The organism is Pseudomonas flavocrustae, assembly GCF_029872515.1.
In the GTDB taxonomy this organism is placed as follows: domain Bacteria; phylum Pseudomonadota; class Gammaproteobacteria; order Pseudomonadales; family Pseudomonadaceae; genus Chryseomonas; species Chryseomonas aestiva.
Genome location: NZ_JAPDIQ010000005.1, coordinates 1 through 14,785 on the forward strand (window position 1 = coordinate 1; position 14,785 = coordinate 14,785).

Sequence of the window (14,785 nt, forward strand, 5' to 3'; positions counted from 1 at the left end):
GGGCCGGGGCCGGGGTAGGGGCTCGATCGCGGCCATGGGCCGCTCCTACACTAAACCCGAGCCTGTAGGAGCGGCCCATGGCCGCGATAAACCAAACCCAATCGACCGCATCGGCGGACCGCCATGGCCGCGATAGCCCTGAGCACCCATAGCTAAGCCCTGCTGCCAGGCCAGCCCCTCTCCCCCTAGGAGAGGGCCGGGGTGAGGGCAAACCCGGACGCCAGACGCCAAGCCCCCTCCACCCATCACCCCACCCGCACCCAGACGGCGCCGCGCGGACTAATCCCTATAGTCCTTGTACCGAGCGTCCCATGTATCGAATCGGCTTTGCCTGCATGTACCGTCATCCCGAGCGCAGTCTGTCGCTCAAGGCGCTGGAGCAGGTCGAGCGGGCCTTCAATACCCGCACCACTACCCTGCGCTGGCTCGGCAGCGTCGAACGCGCCGCCGCCGAGGCCAAGTTGCTGGACGTGGTCACCCACAACCTGGATGCCCAGCTGAGATTCGTCGAGCACGTCGCCGACCTGCCGGACAATCTGCGCATGCTGCGCCTGAGCAGCGATCTGCTGCCCTTCTACAGCCACGCCGAATTCGCCTACTTCTATCGTTCCCAGGAGCTCCAGGCGTTGCTGGAGGATCGCTTCGGCCGGCTGGGCGAACTGGCCCGCCGCCGCGATGTGCGGCTGTCGCTGCACCCCGGGCAATTCTGCGTGCTGGGCTCGGATCGCCCCGAGGTGGTGGAGAACAGCCTGAAGGAATTCGAATACCACGCCGACATGATCCGCCTGATGGGCTACGGCCAGAAATTCCAGGACTTCAAGTGCAATGTGCACATCGCTGGCCGCCTGGGCGTGCCCGGCATCCGCGCGATCTGGTCGCGCCTGTCGAACGAGGCGCGAAACTGCATCACCTTCGAGAACGATGAAAAGACCTATGGCGTCGACGACTGCCTGCAACTGGCCGATCTCGCCCCGGTGGTGCTGGACATCCACCACTGCTGGATCCACGAAGAGGCCTACATCGATCCCTGGGAGCCACGGGTGGCCAGGATCATCGACAGCTGGCGCGGCGTGCGGCCGGCCATGCACTACTCCCAGCCGCCGGAAGCCCTGATGGAAATGGGCGTTTCGCCCAGCGAGCGGATCGACATCAGGTTCCTGCTGCAGCAGATCAGCAAGCGGCTGCTCTATGCCCACAGCGACATGATGTGGAACGACTGGTGCAACCGCTACGCCTGCCAGTTTCTCGACCGCTTCGACATCATGTTCGAGGCCAAGCACAAGAACGTCACGGTGCGGGATTTCTACGATCGCTACCTGGGTGGCGACGGCACGCTGCCGCCGGCGGATCACGGGATTCTTGCGGGCCAGGATGCCGCCAACCCGTAGCGCGGAAAACCGCGCAGCGTTTTCCACTGGGCAGTCAGAGCTAACCAGTGGACAAGGCTTCGCCGTTGTCCACGCTACGGGATTCGGTACGTAGGTTGGCGCTGAGACGGCTTCATCGTCGAAGCCCAACGGAGAGTTTCAACCCTGGGCACCGTTGGGCTTCGCTGCGCTCAGCGCCAACCTACGGGCGGGCCTTCATTCGCAACATGCCGCAATGAGCCCGGTGGGCGGTCGGCTGGAAGAACCGCTTAACTCAAGGGTCATCCTTCCGAATTCGATCGTCGCGAGGCCCGCCATGCCGACCCGTCGCCATTTCCTGCAGACCACCACCGCCCTGGCCGCCGCGGTCACCGCCGCGCCCTGGCTGTGGCAGAGCGCCCAGGCCGCCGAGCCGTTGCTGACCCGCAAGATCCCGCTCAGCGGCGAAGCCCTGCCCGTCATCGGCCTGGGCACCTCGGGCAATCTCGATGTCGAGCTGAACGATGCCGCCCTGGCGCCACTGCAGGAGGTACTCAAGGCGTTGCTCGACGGCGGCGGCACCCTCATCGACACCGCGCCCAGCTATGGCAATTCCGAGCGGGTGGCCGGCGAGCTGGTGAAGCGGGCCCAGGCTCGCGAGCGGGTCTTTCTCGCCACCAAGGTGTCGTCCACCGGGCGCGAACGCGGCGCGGCGCAACTGGCCGCCAGCTTCAAGGCCCTGCAGACCGAACGCCTGGACCTGGTCCAGGTGCACAATCTGCAGGACACCGCCAACCAACTGGCCCTGCTGCGCGAACAGCAGCAGGGCGGCAAGGTGCGCTATGTCGGTGTCACCCACTATCGCGAAGCGGCGCTGGACGATCTGCTCGCCACGCTGAAGCAGGAAAAGGTCGACTTCGTGCAGTTCAACTATTCGGTGGGCGAGCGCGAAGCCGAGAAACGCCTGCTGCCCTATTGCCGCGACCAGGGCATCGCCGTGCTGATCAATCGCCCCTTCCAGCGCGGTAATCTGCTCTCCGGCACCCGTGGCAAGCCGCTGCCAGCCCTGGCCGCTGAACTGGGCGCGACCAGCTGGGCGCAACTGCTGCTCAAGTTCATCCTCGCCGACCCGGCGGTGACCGCGGTGATCCCGGCCACCAGCAACCCACGCTACATGATCGATAACCTCCAGGCCGGTCGCGGTCGCCTGCCTGATGCACGCCAGCGTGAGGCCATCGCCGGGCTGTTCGCCTAGATGAAGGATTGGCTCGGTCGCGTCCTCGACGCCCGCGCCGGCGAGTCGTCCGCGGCCCTGGCCGGCTTTGCGCTGTTTCTCTGCCTGTTCGCCGGCTACTTCATGCTGCGGCCGATCCGCGAGGCCATGGGCATCGCCGGTGGCGTGGAGAATCTGCAGTGGCTGTTCACCGCCACCTTCCTGGTGATGCTGCTCGCCGTGCCGCTGTTCGCCTGGCTCAACTCGCGGGTGGCGCGGATTCGCTTCGTCGACTGGGTCTACGGCTGCTTCGCGCTCAACCTGCTGGCGTTCGCCGCCTGCTTCGCCAGCCTGGGCGACAGCGTCTGGCTGGCGCGTGCCTTCTATGTCTGGATATCGGTCTACAACCTCTTCGTGGTCTCGGTAGCCTGGAGTCTGATGGCCGATGTCTTCGACGGCGCCCAGGCGCGGCGGCTGTTCGCCTTCATCGCCGCCGGGGCCAGTGTCGGCGGGCTGCTCGGGCCGGTACTGGCCGCCGCCCTGGCGCCCCGGGTCGGCGAGGCGGGCCTGGCGCTGCTGGCCGCCGTGCTGCTGCTTCTGGCGCTCAGGCTCAAGGCCTATCTGATGGGCTGGCGCGAGACCCGGGGCGCCGGGCGGCCAGGGGCGCCACCGACCGAAAGCCCGCGGCGCCCGGTCGCCGGCAATCCCTTCAGCGGCCTGACCCGGGTGCTGGCCTCCCCCTATCTGCTGGCGGTGAGCGCCTTCGTCATCCTGCTGGCCACGGTCAGCACCTTTCTCTACTTCGAACAGGCACGCCTGGTGGCCGAGCTGTTTCCCGATCGCGCCCGTCAGGTGCAGGTGTTCGGCCTGCTGGATTTCGTGGTCCAGGCCGGCGCCCTGGCCAGCCAGGTGCTGATCACCGGCCGCCTGGCCCAGCGCCTCGGGGTGCGGGTGCTCCTGGCCGGGGTGCCGCTGCTGATGTGCATCGGCTTCCTGGGCCTCGCGCTGCTGCCCACCTTCGCCATGCTGGCGGGGCTGATGATCGTCAGGCGGATCGGCGAATACGCCTTCATCCGCCCGGGCCGCGAGATGCTCTTCGCGCCGCTGGACGCCGAGACCCAGTACAAGGCCAAGAACTTCATCGACACCGTGGTCTATCGCGCCGGTGACGCCGCCAGCGGCTGGGCCAAGAGTCTGCTGGACCTGCTCGGCCATGGCGCCTGGCTGCCGGCGCTGGTGGGCGCCGGTTGCGCGGCGCTCTGGGCCTGGCTCGGCTTCTACCTGGGCCGGCGGGCTGACCAGGCGGCCCAGGCCGACGAGGCGGAGCGGCGCTGAATACCGGCTGAATCGTTGTAGCCGGAAACAACCCGGGGCTCCGAGAGGCGCCCTGCAGGGTGCTAAGGTAAGGCCTTCTTCCTGCCTCAAGGCCCTCCATGTTCCGCTCCCGCGCCATGATGTACCTGGTCCTGTTCGCCCTGCACCTGTTCATCGGCCTCAGTGTCATCGGTAACCTCGGGCTGTCGCCTGTCGCCCAGCTGCCGTTCTGGGCCCTGCTGATCCTGTCCTTCGTCCTGGTGCCCCTGGGCTTTCGCTCGCGGGACATGAACTCGCGCCTGCTGGCCTGGGCGGCGCTGATCGCCATGGGCGTGTTTTCCAGCCTGGCGGTGTTCAGTCTGCTGCGCGGCCTGGTGGTGGCGCTCGCCAGCCTGGTCGGCCACCCGCTGGACGCCGCCTGGCGCGTCGGCAGCGCCTGGGTGGTGCTGGGGCTGGTGCTGCTGGTGGCGCTGCGCAGCGTCTACAACGCCCGCCGTACCGCCAAGGTCAAAGAGGTGGACGTGGCCTTGCCGACGCTCCCCGCTGGCCTGGACGGCCTGCGCATCGTCCAGCTCAGCGACCTGCACATCGGCCCGACCATCAAGGCCGGCTATCTGCAACGCATCGTCGAGCGGGTCAACGGTCTGGACGCCGACCTGGTGGCCATCACCGGTGACCTGGTGGACGGCAAGGTGGCCGAACTGCGCCAGGAATTCCTGCCGCTGCAACAACTCAAGGCGCGCCTGGGCACCTATGCCATCACCGGCAATCACGAATACTATTCCGGCGCCGAAGCCTGGGTACGCACCTGGCGCGAGCAGGGCCTGACCGTGCTGCTCGACGAGCATCGGGTGCTACAGCACCAGGGCACGCCCTTCGTACTGGCCGGCATCACCGACTACTCGGCGCCGCTCTATGTGCCGAGCCACCGCAGCGACGCCGCGACCGCCTTCGCCAACGCCCCGCAAGGGCTGTTCCGCCTGCTGCTGGCCCACCAGCCGCGCTCGGCGCCCAAGGCCGCCGCCGCCGGCGCCGACCTGCAGCTCTCCGGCCACACCCACGGCGGCCAGTTCTGGCCCTGGATGCACTTCGTGCGCCTGCAGCAACCCTGGGTCGCCGGCATCCACCGCCTGGATCGGTTGACCGTCTACATCAGCCGCGGCACCGGCTACTGGGGCCCACCGCTGCGATTCGGCGCGCCGAGCGAGATCACCCTGATCAGGTTGCGAAAAGGGTAGCGGCAGGCGAAGCGGCGGTATCCGCATCCGGCACGCCAGGAATCCCGACCCAGAGCCCCTGGGCGCTTCGAGCCCTGATCGCGCAAGGCAAAAGGCAGATAGATGGCCTTTTGCCACTGCTTGTCCTCAGGGGACAGATCCTTATCCTCGTCCCTGCTTTCACCCGGACGCCCCAGCGTTCAAGGACCAACTGCTACACGGATAAGGATGTATCGCCATGACGAGGACAGTGGCTTTCTTGCTGGTCCCCGAGGTGCTGATGCTGGATTTCGCCGGGCCGGTGGAGGTGTTTTCCATCGCCAATCGCTATCTGGCCGCGGCTGACCACTATCGCATCGTGACCATCGCCGCCGGGCGGCGACGGACCCTGCGTTGTTCCAATGGCATGACGATACGCACGGAGCTCACCACCCAGCAGCCGCCCGCGGCCTATGACCTGCTGCTGGTGCCCGGCGGGCCGGGCGCCTATCTGGAGCCCCATCCGGACGTCGCGGCCTGGCTGCGCCAGGTGCCCGCGCAGTGCGCGCGCTACGGGGCGGTCTGCACCGGTACCTTTCTGCTGGGCAGTGCCGGCCTGCTCGATGGCCGGCGGGTGACCACCCACTGGAATTATCGCGAGCGCCTGGCGCGGCGCTTTCCCCGTGCCCAGGTGACCGCCGATGACATCTACCTGAGCGATGGCCCGCTGCTGAGCTCGGCCGGGGTCACCGCCGGCATCGACCTGGCGCTGGCGCTGGTGGCCGAGGACCATGGCAAGGCCATCGCCCGGGAGGTGGCCAAGGTGCTGGTGGTGGTGACCCAGCGGCAGGGCAAGCAGGCCCAGTTCAGTCCGCTGTTCGACGAACCTGAGGCGGCCACCGCCATCACCCGGGTGCAGCACCATGTCGTGGCGAACATCGACCAGGCCTATTCGATCAGCCGGCTCGCCGAGCTGGCGACCATGGGCACCCGCAACTTCGCCCGGGTGTTCAAGCGCGACACCGGCATGACGCCGCTGGAGTTCGTCCTGCGCGCGCGCATCGATCACGCCCGTGGATTGCTGGAGACCTCCGAGCTGCCGCTGAAGACGGTGGCCTTTCGCAGCGGCTTCGCCAGCGACCGCTGCATGCGCGCTGCCTTCCAGAGCCATCTGGGCCTGACCCCGGCGCAGTACCGCTATCAATTCAGCTGAAATCGGCGGCTGATGGCGGTATCACGCCCATCGATGGCAGCTTCTGGCCGTAGATCGTCGTACAACCTGCCTGGGCAGCGGCCAGAATGGTCCTACCTATCGGCTAAGGAGAGGCGCAGACGCCCGCGGGCGCCGGGAAGGAGTACCCCCGGCGACCCATGGCGGCGTGGCGCGGCATGGTCATGCAAGAGCTCAAGTCCCTGGAAGACGCCAGTGCCTTCCGCTTCTGCGGCCTGGTCCTGGATGCGCGACGGCGCCTGTTGCTCGATGGCGAGCGCGTGCTGCCCCTGCGCGGGCGGGCGCTGGACATCCTGCGGGTGCTGCTGGAACACCCTGGGGAGCTGGTCGACAAGCAGATCCTGATGACGAGGGTCTGGCCCGGGAGCGTCGTCGAGGACATCAATCTGCGGGTGCACATCTCGGCCCTGCGCCGGGTGCTGCGCCCCTACAGCGCCGACGATCCCATCCTCAGCGTCCGCCAGCGCGGCTACGGCTTCGCGCCGCCGGTGGAGCGGCTGGGCGAAGGCGACCTGATACCCCTGGTCGAGACGTCACCGCCGCTGACGCCCCTGGAAGGTCGCGACACCAGCCTGGTCGAACTGCGCCGGTTGCTTGCCCAGCGCCGCCTGGTGTCGGTGGTGGGCACCGGCGGTGTCGGCAAGTCGCTGCTGGTCCAGCATCTGCTGCCCGTGCTGGCGGAGGACTTTGCCGACGGGATACAGAGTCTCGATCTCGCCGCACTGGGCCACATGATGGCGCTGGTGGAGCGCCTCGCCAGCGACCTGGGCCTCGCCAGCGGCAGCGGTCTGCCGGCGCTGCAGGAAGCCCTGGCCACTCGCCGCCTGCTGCTGGTGCTGGACAATGCCGAGCGGCTGGTCGAGCCGGCGGCCTGGCTGGTGGAAAATCTGCTGCAAGGCTGTTCGCAGCTCAGGGTGCTGGTCACCAGTCGCGAGGCCCTGCGGGTGGAGGGAGAGGCCGTGTTGCGCCTGGCACCGTTGCCGATCGCGAATCCATCCTCGCACCACCTGCGCGAGGCCATGCGCGAACCGGCCTTTCGCCTGTTCGTCCGACGCGCCCGGGCGCGGCTGCCGGGGCTGCGACTGCAGCCGGCCGACGTGCAACTGGTCGGCGAGATCTGTCGGCGCAGCGAGGGCGTGCCCCTGGCGCTGGAGATCCTCGCCGAGCAGGTGGCGGCCCAGGGCCTGAACGGAGTGCTGGCGCAACTCGAAGGCGGCTACTACCTCAGTGTCCAGGGGCGGCGGACCGCGGCGCAGCGGCAACGCAGTCTCGGCGCCATGCTGGACTGGAGTCTGCACAGCCTGGGCGAGTCGGAATTCGCGGTGCTGGCGACCCTGGCCGAGGCCGGCGAGCGCTTCAGTCGCAGCGAGGCCCTGGCGCTGGCGGCGCAGCGCGGGCTGGAGGAGGCGCACTTCATCCCCCTGCTGGGGCAACTGGTGGAGAAGTCGCTGATCCTGGTGGAAGGCAGCGGGGCGACGCTAGGCTACCGCCTGCTGGCCATGCTGCGGCTGCATCTGCGGCAGTTCCGCCAGCAACCGCCGCTCCAGGGCCTGCTGCTGCCAGGCCAGCGGCGGGACCCCGATGGCGCGGGTGAATACCCGGCTCAGATGCGCCTGATCGAAGAAGCCGCATTCCAGGGCGATCGCCGCCAGGGGCAATTCGCGCTCGGCGAGTAATTGCTGGGCGCGGTGGATGCGCTGCTGCCGCAACCATTCCAGTGGAGCGAGCCCGGCACTGAGCTTGAACTGGCGGGTGAAGTGACTGCGCGACAGGCCGCAGACGGAGGCTACCTGACTGACGCTGATACCGCGCTCCAGATGCTGCAGCAGGACCTCCTTGGCCAGCCGTTCCTGCCAGGCGGCCAAACCGATCAGTCGGGTGCTGGATAGAGCCAGGGTGCTATCGACGGTCATGGACATGGCGCTCTCCCTATCAAACCAGCCGCGTCGCGCGACCGTCTGGATGAGAATGATTCCCTGCAGCTGTCTGACGTGCGAGTTGCCTATCGTTAATTAGCGTTAAGGCGGCAACGCTCTAGGCGCAATACTGTCGCGCCGGAGCTGGCCGAGGGTGCCGCCGGGCCAGCAGGTGCCAGCCCAGCAGGGCGAGGCCGAGCAGTCCGGCGATCAGCAGGGGCGCCGGACCATAGGCCTGGAGTCTGTCGAGCAGGGCCAGGATGTGTTCTTCGAACAGCTTTCCCAGGGCCAGGCCGGAGCCGATCCACAGGGTGGCGCCGCCCAGGTCGTAGGCCAGGAAGCGCCGCAGGGGCATGGCGCTGGCACCGGCGCTGAGGGTGGCGAGGGCCGCGGCGCCGGGGACGAACTTGGCCACCAGCAGCAGGCCGGGCAGGCGGGTAGCCGCCGGGACGTGGCCAGGCAGGTGGCGCAACAGCCAGGCGCCATGTCGCCGGCCGGCCCAGTACCAGAGCAGATCGGCCACGCCGGTGACCGCCACGGTAGCCAGCAGCGCCAGGAGCAATTCGGCTTCATCGGCCGCGGCGCCCATCACCACCAGCGACGGATAGGCCGGTACCGGCAGGCCCAGCTGTTCGCCAAAGACGTTCAGCGTCAGCCAGAGGGTGGCGTTACCGGCCACCAGGGAGGTCAGGGCTTGGGTGCTCATGGCGCGTTCTCGGCAAGGGGAGGCCGTTGGAGCGGCCTCCTAGCGCAAACAGGGCCTACGATTTCGCGAGCAAATCGTAGTCAGGGCATTTGCGGCAGTTCGTTGGGCCGCAGATCAAACACCAGCACCTCGGCGTCGGTGCCGTGGGCCAGCTGCAGTTCGCGCTCGCCGCGCAGCCTGGCGCCGTCACCGGCCTGCAGCAGGACGCCGTTCAGTTCCAGGCTGCCGCGGGCGACGTGCACATAGGCATGGCGCTCGGGGGCCAGTTGCAGAGTGGCGCCTTCGCTGCCGTCGAACAGACCGGCGTAGACCCGGGCGTCCTGGCGCACTTCCAGCGAACCCTCGGCGCCGTCCGGCGAGATGATCAGGGCCAGGCGGCCACGCTTGGCCGCGGCGCTGAAGTGCTGCTGCTGGTAGCGCGGTTCGGCGCGGCGCACGTTGGGCACGATCCAGATCTGCAGGAAGTGCACGCTCTCGCGCTCCGAGTGGTTGTACTCGCTGTGACTGACGCCGCTGCCGGCGCTCATCAGCTGGACGTCACCAGGGCGAATCACCGAGCCGGTGCCCAGGCTGTCCTGGTGCTCCAGGGCGCCTTCGAGCACATAGGAGAAGATCTCCATGTCGCGGTGCGGATGCTCGCCGAAGCCCTGGCCTCCGGTCACGGTGTCGTCGTTGATCACCAGCAGGTCGGAGAAGCCCTGCTCCGCCGGATTGCGATAGCTGGCGAAGGAAAAGGTGTGGAAGGACTTGAGCCAGCCGTGGTTGGCGGCGCCGCGATCGGAAGCTTTACGAATGGCCAGCATGATGAGGCTCCTTGTCTGAGTGGGGCGCGGTCTGTTCCGACGCCATGGAAGTCATCCTACTGTGGCGTCCGGGTTTGATTAACGAGCTGGAAGGAGAATGGTCGTCCTGTTTTGGTTGACGATGGTCTTGGCTGGCCGGCGTCACCTTCGGCGCCGCGCTTATCGAACCCGGCGCTGACCGGCTGGCCAGAGCCGGACGGTCAGCGCCAGCAAAGCGGTCGCCAGCGCCAGGCCGGCGACGCCGCTCCAGCCCAGCCGCGCCAGCAGCAGGCTGCCCAGGGCCGCGCCGCTAGCCATGCCGATGAACATGCCGGTGAAGAGCACCGCGTTGAGCCGGCTGCGCGCCTCGGGTTCCAGGCCGTAGACCTGGGCCTGGTGGGCGATCAGGGTGGCCTGGACGCCCAGGTCGAAGATCACCGTCGCCAGCGCCAGCAGTACCAGACCGGCCACGCCCGGCAACCAGGGCAGCAGGAGCAGGCTGGCGAAGGCCAGGGCCGCCAGGCCGATGCCCAGGCGCGTCACCCATTCCGAGCCATGGTGATCCGCCAGGCGGCCGGCCCAGGGCGCGGCCAGGGCACCGGCAGCACCGGCCAGGCCGAAGGCGCCGGCGGCGGCGCTGCCCAGCTGGAAGGGCCCGGCGTGCAGATAGAGGGCGAGGGTCGACCAGAAGGCACTGAAGCCCACCGACAGCAGGCCTTGCGCCAGGGTCGCCCGGCGCAGTGCGGCATGCCGGCGCCAGAGCGCGCCCAGGGAGCCGAGCAGGGCCGGATAGCTGAGTCGGGTGGTGGCGGCGAAGGCGGGCAGGCCGCGCCACACCGCCACGCCGATGGCGGCGATGCTCAGGGCGGCGAGCAGATAGACCGCCCGCCAGCCAAACCACTCGCCCACCAGGCCGCTGACCACCCGGGACAGCAGGATGCCCAGCAGCAGGCCGGTCATCACCGTGCCGACGATGCGCCCGCGCGCGGCCGGCGGCGCCAGGGTCGCGGCGGCAGGGACCAGGTCCTGGGCCACGGTGGCGGCCAGCCCGGTCACCAGGCTGGCCAGCAGCAGCCCGTGCAGCCCCGGCGCCAGGCTGGCGCCCAGCAATGCCAGCAGCAGCACGGCCAGCTTGGCCAGGATGATGCGGCGGCGGTCGAAGCGATCACCCAGGGGCGCCAGCAGCAGCAGCCCCAGGGCATAGCCGAGCTGGGTAAGGGTAGGGATCAGTCCCACGTCGGCGGCTGGTGCTGGCAGGGCACCCGCGAGAATGCCGAGCAGCGGCTGGCTGTAATAGAGGTTGGCCACGCTCAGCCCGGCGCCGGTGGCCAGCAGGCCGAGCAGGGCCGGGGACAGACTGCCGCGGTGAAGCGAGGTCTGGCTATGCGGAATTGGAATGTCGGTCATGGCGGTTCATCCGGTGGGAAGACGATGAACGCATTCTTCACCAGAGCCATCGCCACCTGTAGCCGAACGCCGGGTACAGGGGGTATACGTAGGCCGTATGAACACCACCTTTACCCATGATCGTCTCGATCTGCTGGAAACCTTCGTGCGCATCGTCGAGGCCGGCAGCCTGTCGGCGGCGGCACGCCAGCTCGGCACTACCCAGCCCACCGTCAGTCGGCGCCTGCAGGCGCTGGAGGCCGCGCTGCAGGTGCGCCTGGTGCAGCGCTCGACCCACGCCCTGCGCCTGACCGAGGACGGCCAGCGCTGCTATCGCCAGGCCCAGCAACTGCTCGGCGATTGGCAGGCCTTCGCCGCCGCCCTGCACGGCGCCCATGCCGAGCCCGAGGGACGGCTGCGGGTGGTGATGCCCCATGCCTTCGGCCAGGAGCAGTTGCTCGATCCGCTGGAGACCTATCTGCGGCGCTATCCGGGGATGCAGGTGGACTGGGTGCTCAGCGACCGGGCACCGAATTTCGTCGCCGATGGCGTCGACTGTGCCATCCGGGTGGGGGTGGTGGAGGATCCGGACACCGTGGCGGTGCGCCTGGGCGACGTCCAGCGCATCCTGGTGGCGGCGCCGGAGCTGGCGAGCGCCCTGCAGACACCCGAGGAGCTGACGGCGCTGCCCTGGATCGCCATGACCCAGTTCTACCAGACCGAACTGCGCCTGCAGCTGGGCGCCACTGGCGAAAGCCGGCTGGTCCCCTTGCGGCCACGGCTGGCCACCGAGAGCCTCTTTGTCGCCCGGCATGCCGCGGTGCGCGGCCTGGGCTGCGCGGCACTGTCGCACTGGATGGTGCGCGAGGACGTCGCTGCGGGGCGCCTGGTCCATCTGCTCCCCGAGTGGCAGGCCGCGCCCCTGCCGCTCTATCTCATCTATCCCTATGCCCGCGTCTACCCGGCGCGGCTGCGCCTGTTTCTCGAACTGGTGCGCGAGGCCTGCGCCAGGATGCTGGATGTGACAGCGCCCGCCTGAACGCAAGGATCGGGCGGGCGCATCGAGCGAGGGCGATCAGGCGAGGCGGGCCGACCGCGCCGGCCGCCGGCCATCCAGGCTCAGGGCCCCGGCGCCGAAGGCGGCCACCTGCAGCAGGCCACCGGCGATGGCGACATTCTTGAGGAAGTGGATCAGCTGGTTCTGGTCGGCGAAGTTGTGGTGGAACACCAGGGCAGTCACCAGGGTGAAGGCGGCCATGGCCAGCGCCACCGGCCGGGTGCGATAGCCGATCAGCAGCAGGCTGGCGAGTCCCAGCTCCACCGCCAGGGCGCCGAGGTAGGCAAGGTCCGGGAAGGGCAGGCCCATGGCGGCGATGTAGCCCTTGGTGGCCGCCGGAGCGAGCAGTTTGCCCACGCCGCTGAACAGGAAGAGGCTGGCGAGCAGCAGGCGGCCGGTGGTGGCGGTGAGGGCTTGAGTGTTCATCGTCGACTGTCCTTGGTGAGGTCCGGCATCCGGTGTGGATGCGATGGGGCCAGGTTACTGTCCACCCTGAATTCGATTAAGTAGCCGTTCCGCGTTTCATAGTCTCTCAAGAGTTGACTATTTCCGGCGTACTGATCCGTACTGTGACCTGAATCCTTTCACCTGCACGCCACAGCACAGGCGTACAAAAACCAGCACAGACGTCCAAGGCCGCCCAGCGTCGTCCGGGTGAAAGTCCGCTCCATCGACGGCGCGGGGTCTTCTCGCAGCCGATTCTTTTCGCGGGAGGCTGGGCCATGGAACGCTTGCGACTGGATCTGGGACTCTTGTTCCTGCGCCTGGGTGGCGCCGGACTGCTCCTGGCGGTGCATGGTCTGCCCAAGGCGCTGCATTTCCGCCAGCAACTCGGCTTGATCGAGGACCCGTTGCACCTGGGTGCCTGGCCGACCCTGGGTTTCGCGGTTTTCGCCGAGGTCGTCTGCCCGCTGTTGATCGCCCTGGGCTGGGCGACGCGCCTGGCCTGCCTGCCGATCCTCGGCGTGCTGCTGATTGCGCTGCTGGTGGTGCATCCGCAGTGGTCCCTGGAAGAAGGCCAGTTCGGCTGGCTGCTGCTGGTGCTGTTCGGCACCCTGGCGCTCACCGGGCCGGGTCGCTATTCGCTGGAGGCGCGGCTGGCCAGGCGTCAAGCCACCCAGGGTGGTTTCGCGAGGGCGCTGTCATGAGTGCCGCACTCGGGCAGGACCTGCAGCAGGCCCACAGCCGCATCGTCACCCTGGTGATCCGCCACCAGCCCCTGGCCGACCAGCAGGACGCCTACCAGCGCTGGCTGCAGCGCGCGGTCACCGCCGCCCGCGCGGCCTGCGGCCACCTGGGCGTGGATGTCATCCCGCCGGCGGAGGAGGGCGCCGCCTTCACCACCCTGGTGCGCTTCGCCGACGTCGACCAGCTCCAGGCCTGGCTGGCCTCGCCCGAACGCCAGGCGCTGATCGCCGAGGTGGCGCCGCTGCTGCGCGAGGCCGATGCGCCCGAGGTGCATGCCGACGCCGAATTCTGGTTCAACCCGCCGCGCCCCGGCGTGCGCCCGCCGCCGGCCTGGAAGCAGGCGGTGCTGACCTACCTGGTCATCGCGCCCCTGACGATGCTGATCCCACCACTGTGGCAGCCGCTGTTCGCGCGCTATCCGCTGCTGGCCGGCACTGTGCCGAGCAACCTGCTGATCACCCTGTGCATCGTGCCGCTGGTGGTATTCCTGATCATGCCGAGGGTGAGCCGCCTGTGCGCGCCCTGGCTCAACGCCCGCTCGGGCGCCTTTTCCACTCCTTCCACCCACAGAGGCGAGCAACCATGAGCACCTTCACCACCCGCGACGGCGTCGAGATCTATTTCAAGGACTGGGGCAGCGGCAAGCCCGTGCTGTTCAGCCACGGCTGGCCGCTGGACGCCGACATGTGGGACTACCAGATGCACCATCTGGCCAGCCACGGCTATCGCGCCATCGCCTTCGACCGCCGCGGCTTCGGGCGCTCCGGCCAGCCGTGGAATGGCTACGACTACGACACCTTCGCCGACGACATCGGCGAGCTGATCGAGCACCTGGACCTGCGCGACGTCACCCTGGTGGGCTTCTCCATGGGCGGGGGCGACGTCAGCCGCTACCTGGCGCGCCATGGCTCGGCGCGGGTCGCCAAGCTGGCGCTGCTCGGCGCCGTCACCCCGCTGTTCGGGCGGAAGCCGGACTTCCCCCAGGGCGTCGACCAGGGCGTCTTCGACGGTATCCGCGGTGGTCTGCTGAAGGACCGCGCCCAGTTCCTCGCCGACTTCGCCCCGGTGTTCTATGGCACCAACCAGGGCCAGACGGTCTCCGCGGGCGTCTTCACCCAGACCCTCAACATCGCCCTGCTGGCTTCGCTGAAAGGCACCCTGGATTGCGTCACCGCCTTCTCCGAGACCGACTTCCGGCCGGACATGGCCAAGATCGACGTGCCGACCCTGGTGATCCACGGCGACGCCGACCAGGTGGTGCCCTTCGCGACCACCGGCAAGCTGGCCGCCGAGCTGATCCGTGGCGCCGAGCTCAAGGTGTACGCCGGCGCCCCCCACGGCTTCGCGGTGACTCACGCCGAGCAGTTGAACCGCGACCTGCTGGCCTTCGTCGCCCGCTGAGCCTTCCCGGGCGCCTCGCGCCCGGACTTCTGATCCTGGTCCCGGAGGC

The 14,785-nt window shown here is 68.6% G+C and carries 14 protein-coding genes and 1 pseudogene; 10 read left to right on the forward strand and 5 right to left on the reverse strand.

Going from position 1 to position 14,785, the window contains the following annotated elements; all coding sequences use genetic code 11:
* Positions 1 to 311: 311 nt before the first annotated feature.
* From uvsE to OMP44_RS12385, 6 genes and pseudogenes are all read left to right on the forward strand, one after another.
* Positions 312 to 1,388, forward strand: a complete 1,077-nt coding sequence (gene uvsE / locus OMP44_RS12360; RefSeq protein WP_280308514.1) for a UV DNA damage repair endonuclease UvsE — start codon at positions 312 to 314, stop codon at positions 1,386 to 1,388.
* A 295-nt stretch (positions 1,389 to 1,683) separates the two neighbouring features.
* On the forward strand, positions 1,684 to 2,601 hold the full coding sequence (locus OMP44_RS12365) for an aldo/keto reductase (protein WP_280308517.1): 918 nt from the start codon (positions 1,684 to 1,686) through the stop codon (positions 2,599 to 2,601).
* The gene (locus tag OMP44_RS12370; RefSeq protein ID WP_280308520.1) at positions 2,602 to 3,894 is read left to right on the forward strand and encodes an NTP/NDP exchange transporter; all 1,293 of its coding nucleotides are present in this window, start codon (positions 2,602 to 2,604) and stop codon (positions 3,892 to 3,894) included.
* 98 nt (positions 3,895 to 3,992) lie between these two features.
* Positions 3,993 to 5,111, forward strand: a complete 1,119-nt coding sequence (locus OMP44_RS12375) for a metallophosphoesterase (protein WP_280308523.1) — start codon at positions 3,993 to 3,995, stop codon at positions 5,109 to 5,111.
* 217 nt (positions 5,112 to 5,328) lie between these two features.
* The gene (locus tag OMP44_RS12380; protein ID WP_273861895.1) at positions 5,329 to 6,282 is read left to right on the forward strand and encodes a GlxA family transcriptional regulator; all 954 of its coding nucleotides are present in this window, start codon (positions 5,329 to 5,331) and stop codon (positions 6,280 to 6,282) included.
* 182 nt (positions 6,283 to 6,464) lie between these two features.
* Positions 6,465 to 7,160 (forward strand): annotated as a pseudogene (locus OMP44_RS12385) (winged helix-turn-helix domain-containing protein); the annotation flags it as partial.
* 618 nt (positions 7,161 to 7,778) lie between these two features.
* Here the strand turns inward: OMP44_RS12385 and OMP44_RS12390 are convergent.
* The 4 genes from OMP44_RS12390 to OMP44_RS12405 all read right to left on the reverse strand — a co-directional run bounded on the left by OMP44_RS12390 (position 7,779) and on the right by OMP44_RS12405 (position 11,111).
* Complete coding sequence (locus OMP44_RS12390) at positions 7,779 to 8,219, reverse strand: helix-turn-helix domain-containing protein (RefSeq protein WP_133861573.1); 441 nt, start codon at positions 8,217 to 8,219, stop codon at positions 7,779 to 7,781.
* Between the two features lie 115 nt (positions 8,220 to 8,334).
* On the reverse strand, positions 8,335 to 8,922 hold the full coding sequence (locus tag OMP44_RS12395) for a DedA family protein (protein ID WP_133861572.1): 588 nt from the start codon (positions 8,920 to 8,922) through the stop codon (positions 8,335 to 8,337).
* Between the two features lie 80 nt (positions 8,923 to 9,002).
* Positions 9,003 to 9,725: a pirin family protein gene (locus tag OMP44_RS12400; protein WP_133861571.1), complete on the reverse strand. Its 723-nt coding sequence runs from the start codon at positions 9,723 to 9,725 to the stop codon at positions 9,003 to 9,005.
* Positions 9,726 to 9,884: 159 nt separating this feature from the next.
* The gene (locus OMP44_RS12405) at positions 9,885 to 11,111 is read right to left on the reverse strand and encodes an MFS transporter (RefSeq protein ID WP_280308530.1); all 1,227 of its coding nucleotides are present in this window, start codon (positions 11,109 to 11,111) and stop codon (positions 9,885 to 9,887) included.
* 97 nt (positions 11,112 to 11,208) lie between these two features.
* On the opposite strand from OMP44_RS12405, the gene OMP44_RS12410 reads away from it, so the two are divergent.
* Complete coding sequence (locus tag OMP44_RS12410; RefSeq protein ID WP_133861569.1) at positions 11,209 to 12,129, forward strand: LysR family transcriptional regulator; 921 nt, start codon at positions 11,209 to 11,211, stop codon at positions 12,127 to 12,129.
* Between the two features lie 36 nt (positions 12,130 to 12,165).
* On the opposite strand, the gene OMP44_RS12415 is transcribed toward OMP44_RS12410, so the two are convergent.
* Positions 12,166 to 12,573: a DoxX family protein gene (locus OMP44_RS12415; protein WP_187980424.1), complete on the reverse strand. Its 408-nt coding sequence runs from the start codon at positions 12,571 to 12,573 to the stop codon at positions 12,166 to 12,168.
* A 296-nt stretch (positions 12,574 to 12,869) separates the two neighbouring features.
* On the opposite strand from OMP44_RS12415, the gene OMP44_RS12420 reads away from it, so the two are divergent.
* The 3 genes from OMP44_RS12420 to OMP44_RS12430 are packed head-to-tail and all read left to right on the forward strand — an operon-like array spanning position 12,870 to position 14,736.
* On the forward strand, positions 12,870 to 13,295 hold the full coding sequence (locus tag OMP44_RS12420; protein ID WP_187980423.1) for a DoxX family protein: 426 nt from the start codon (positions 12,870 to 12,872) through the stop codon (positions 13,293 to 13,295).
* Positions 13,292 to 13,921 carry an antibiotic biosynthesis monooxygenase gene (locus OMP44_RS12425; RefSeq protein ID WP_187980422.1) on the forward strand — a complete coding sequence of 210 codons (630 nt, stop codon included), beginning with the start codon at positions 13,292 to 13,294 and terminating at the stop codon, positions 13,919 to 13,921. The genes OMP44_RS12420 and OMP44_RS12425 overlap by 4 nt, the downstream gene beginning before the upstream one ends.
* Positions 13,918 to 14,736: an alpha/beta fold hydrolase gene (locus OMP44_RS12430; RefSeq protein WP_280308536.1), complete on the forward strand. Its 819-nt coding sequence runs from the start codon at positions 13,918 to 13,920 to the stop codon at positions 14,734 to 14,736. The genes OMP44_RS12425 and OMP44_RS12430 overlap by 4 nt, the downstream gene beginning before the upstream one ends.
* Positions 14,737 to 14,785 lie beyond the last annotated feature (49 nt).

What these genes read in the sequence shown, in the direction of transcription:
- OMP44_RS12415 (WP_187980424.1), bottom strand. Translation starts at nt 12,573, where the DNA reads ATGAACACTCAAGCCCTCACCGCCACCACCGGCCGCCTGCTGCTCGCC.
- OMP44_RS12430 (WP_280308536.1), top strand. Translation starts at nt 13,918, where the DNA reads ATGAGCACCTTCACCACCCGCGACGGCGTCGAGATCTATTTCAAGGAC.
- OMP44_RS12375 (WP_280308523.1), top strand. Translation starts at nt 3,993, where the DNA reads ATGTTCCGCTCCCGCGCCATGATGTACCTGGTCCTGTTCGCCCTGCAC.
- OMP44_RS12380 (WP_273861895.1), top strand. Translation starts at nt 5,329, where the DNA reads ATGACGAGGACAGTGGCTTTCTTGCTGGTCCCCGAGGTGCTGATGCTG.
- OMP44_RS12420 (WP_187980423.1), top strand. Translation starts at nt 12,870, where the DNA reads ATGGAACGCTTGCGACTGGATCTGGGACTCTTGTTCCTGCGCCTGGGT.
- OMP44_RS12395 (WP_133861572.1), bottom strand. Translation starts at nt 8,922, where the DNA reads ATGAGCACCCAAGCCCTGACCTCCCTGGTGGCCGGTAACGCCACCCTC.
- OMP44_RS12405 (WP_280308530.1), bottom strand. Translation starts at nt 11,111, where the DNA reads ATGACCGACATTCCAATTCCGCATAGCCAGACCTCGCTTCACCGCGGC.
- OMP44_RS12400 (WP_133861571.1), bottom strand. Translation starts at nt 9,725, where the DNA reads ATGCTGGCCATTCGTAAAGCTTCCGATCGCGGCGCCGCCAACCACGGC.
- OMP44_RS12370 (WP_280308520.1), top strand. Translation starts at nt 2,602, where the DNA reads ATGAAGGATTGGCTCGGTCGCGTCCTCGACGCCCGCGCCGGCGAGTCG.
- OMP44_RS12410 (WP_133861569.1), top strand. Translation starts at nt 11,209, where the DNA reads ATGAACACCACCTTTACCCATGATCGTCTCGATCTGCTGGAAACCTTC.
- OMP44_RS12365 (WP_280308517.1), top strand. Translation starts at nt 1,684, where the DNA reads ATGCCGACCCGTCGCCATTTCCTGCAGACCACCACCGCCCTGGCCGCC.
- OMP44_RS12425 (WP_187980422.1), top strand. Translation starts at nt 13,292, where the DNA reads ATGAGTGCCGCACTCGGGCAGGACCTGCAGCAGGCCCACAGCCGCATC.
- uvsE (WP_280308514.1), top strand. Translation starts at nt 312, where the DNA reads ATGTATCGAATCGGCTTTGCCTGCATGTACCGTCATCCCGAGCGCAGT.
- OMP44_RS12390 (WP_133861573.1), bottom strand. Translation starts at nt 8,219, where the DNA reads ATGTCCATGACCGTCGATAGCACCCTGGCTCTATCCAGCACCCGACTG.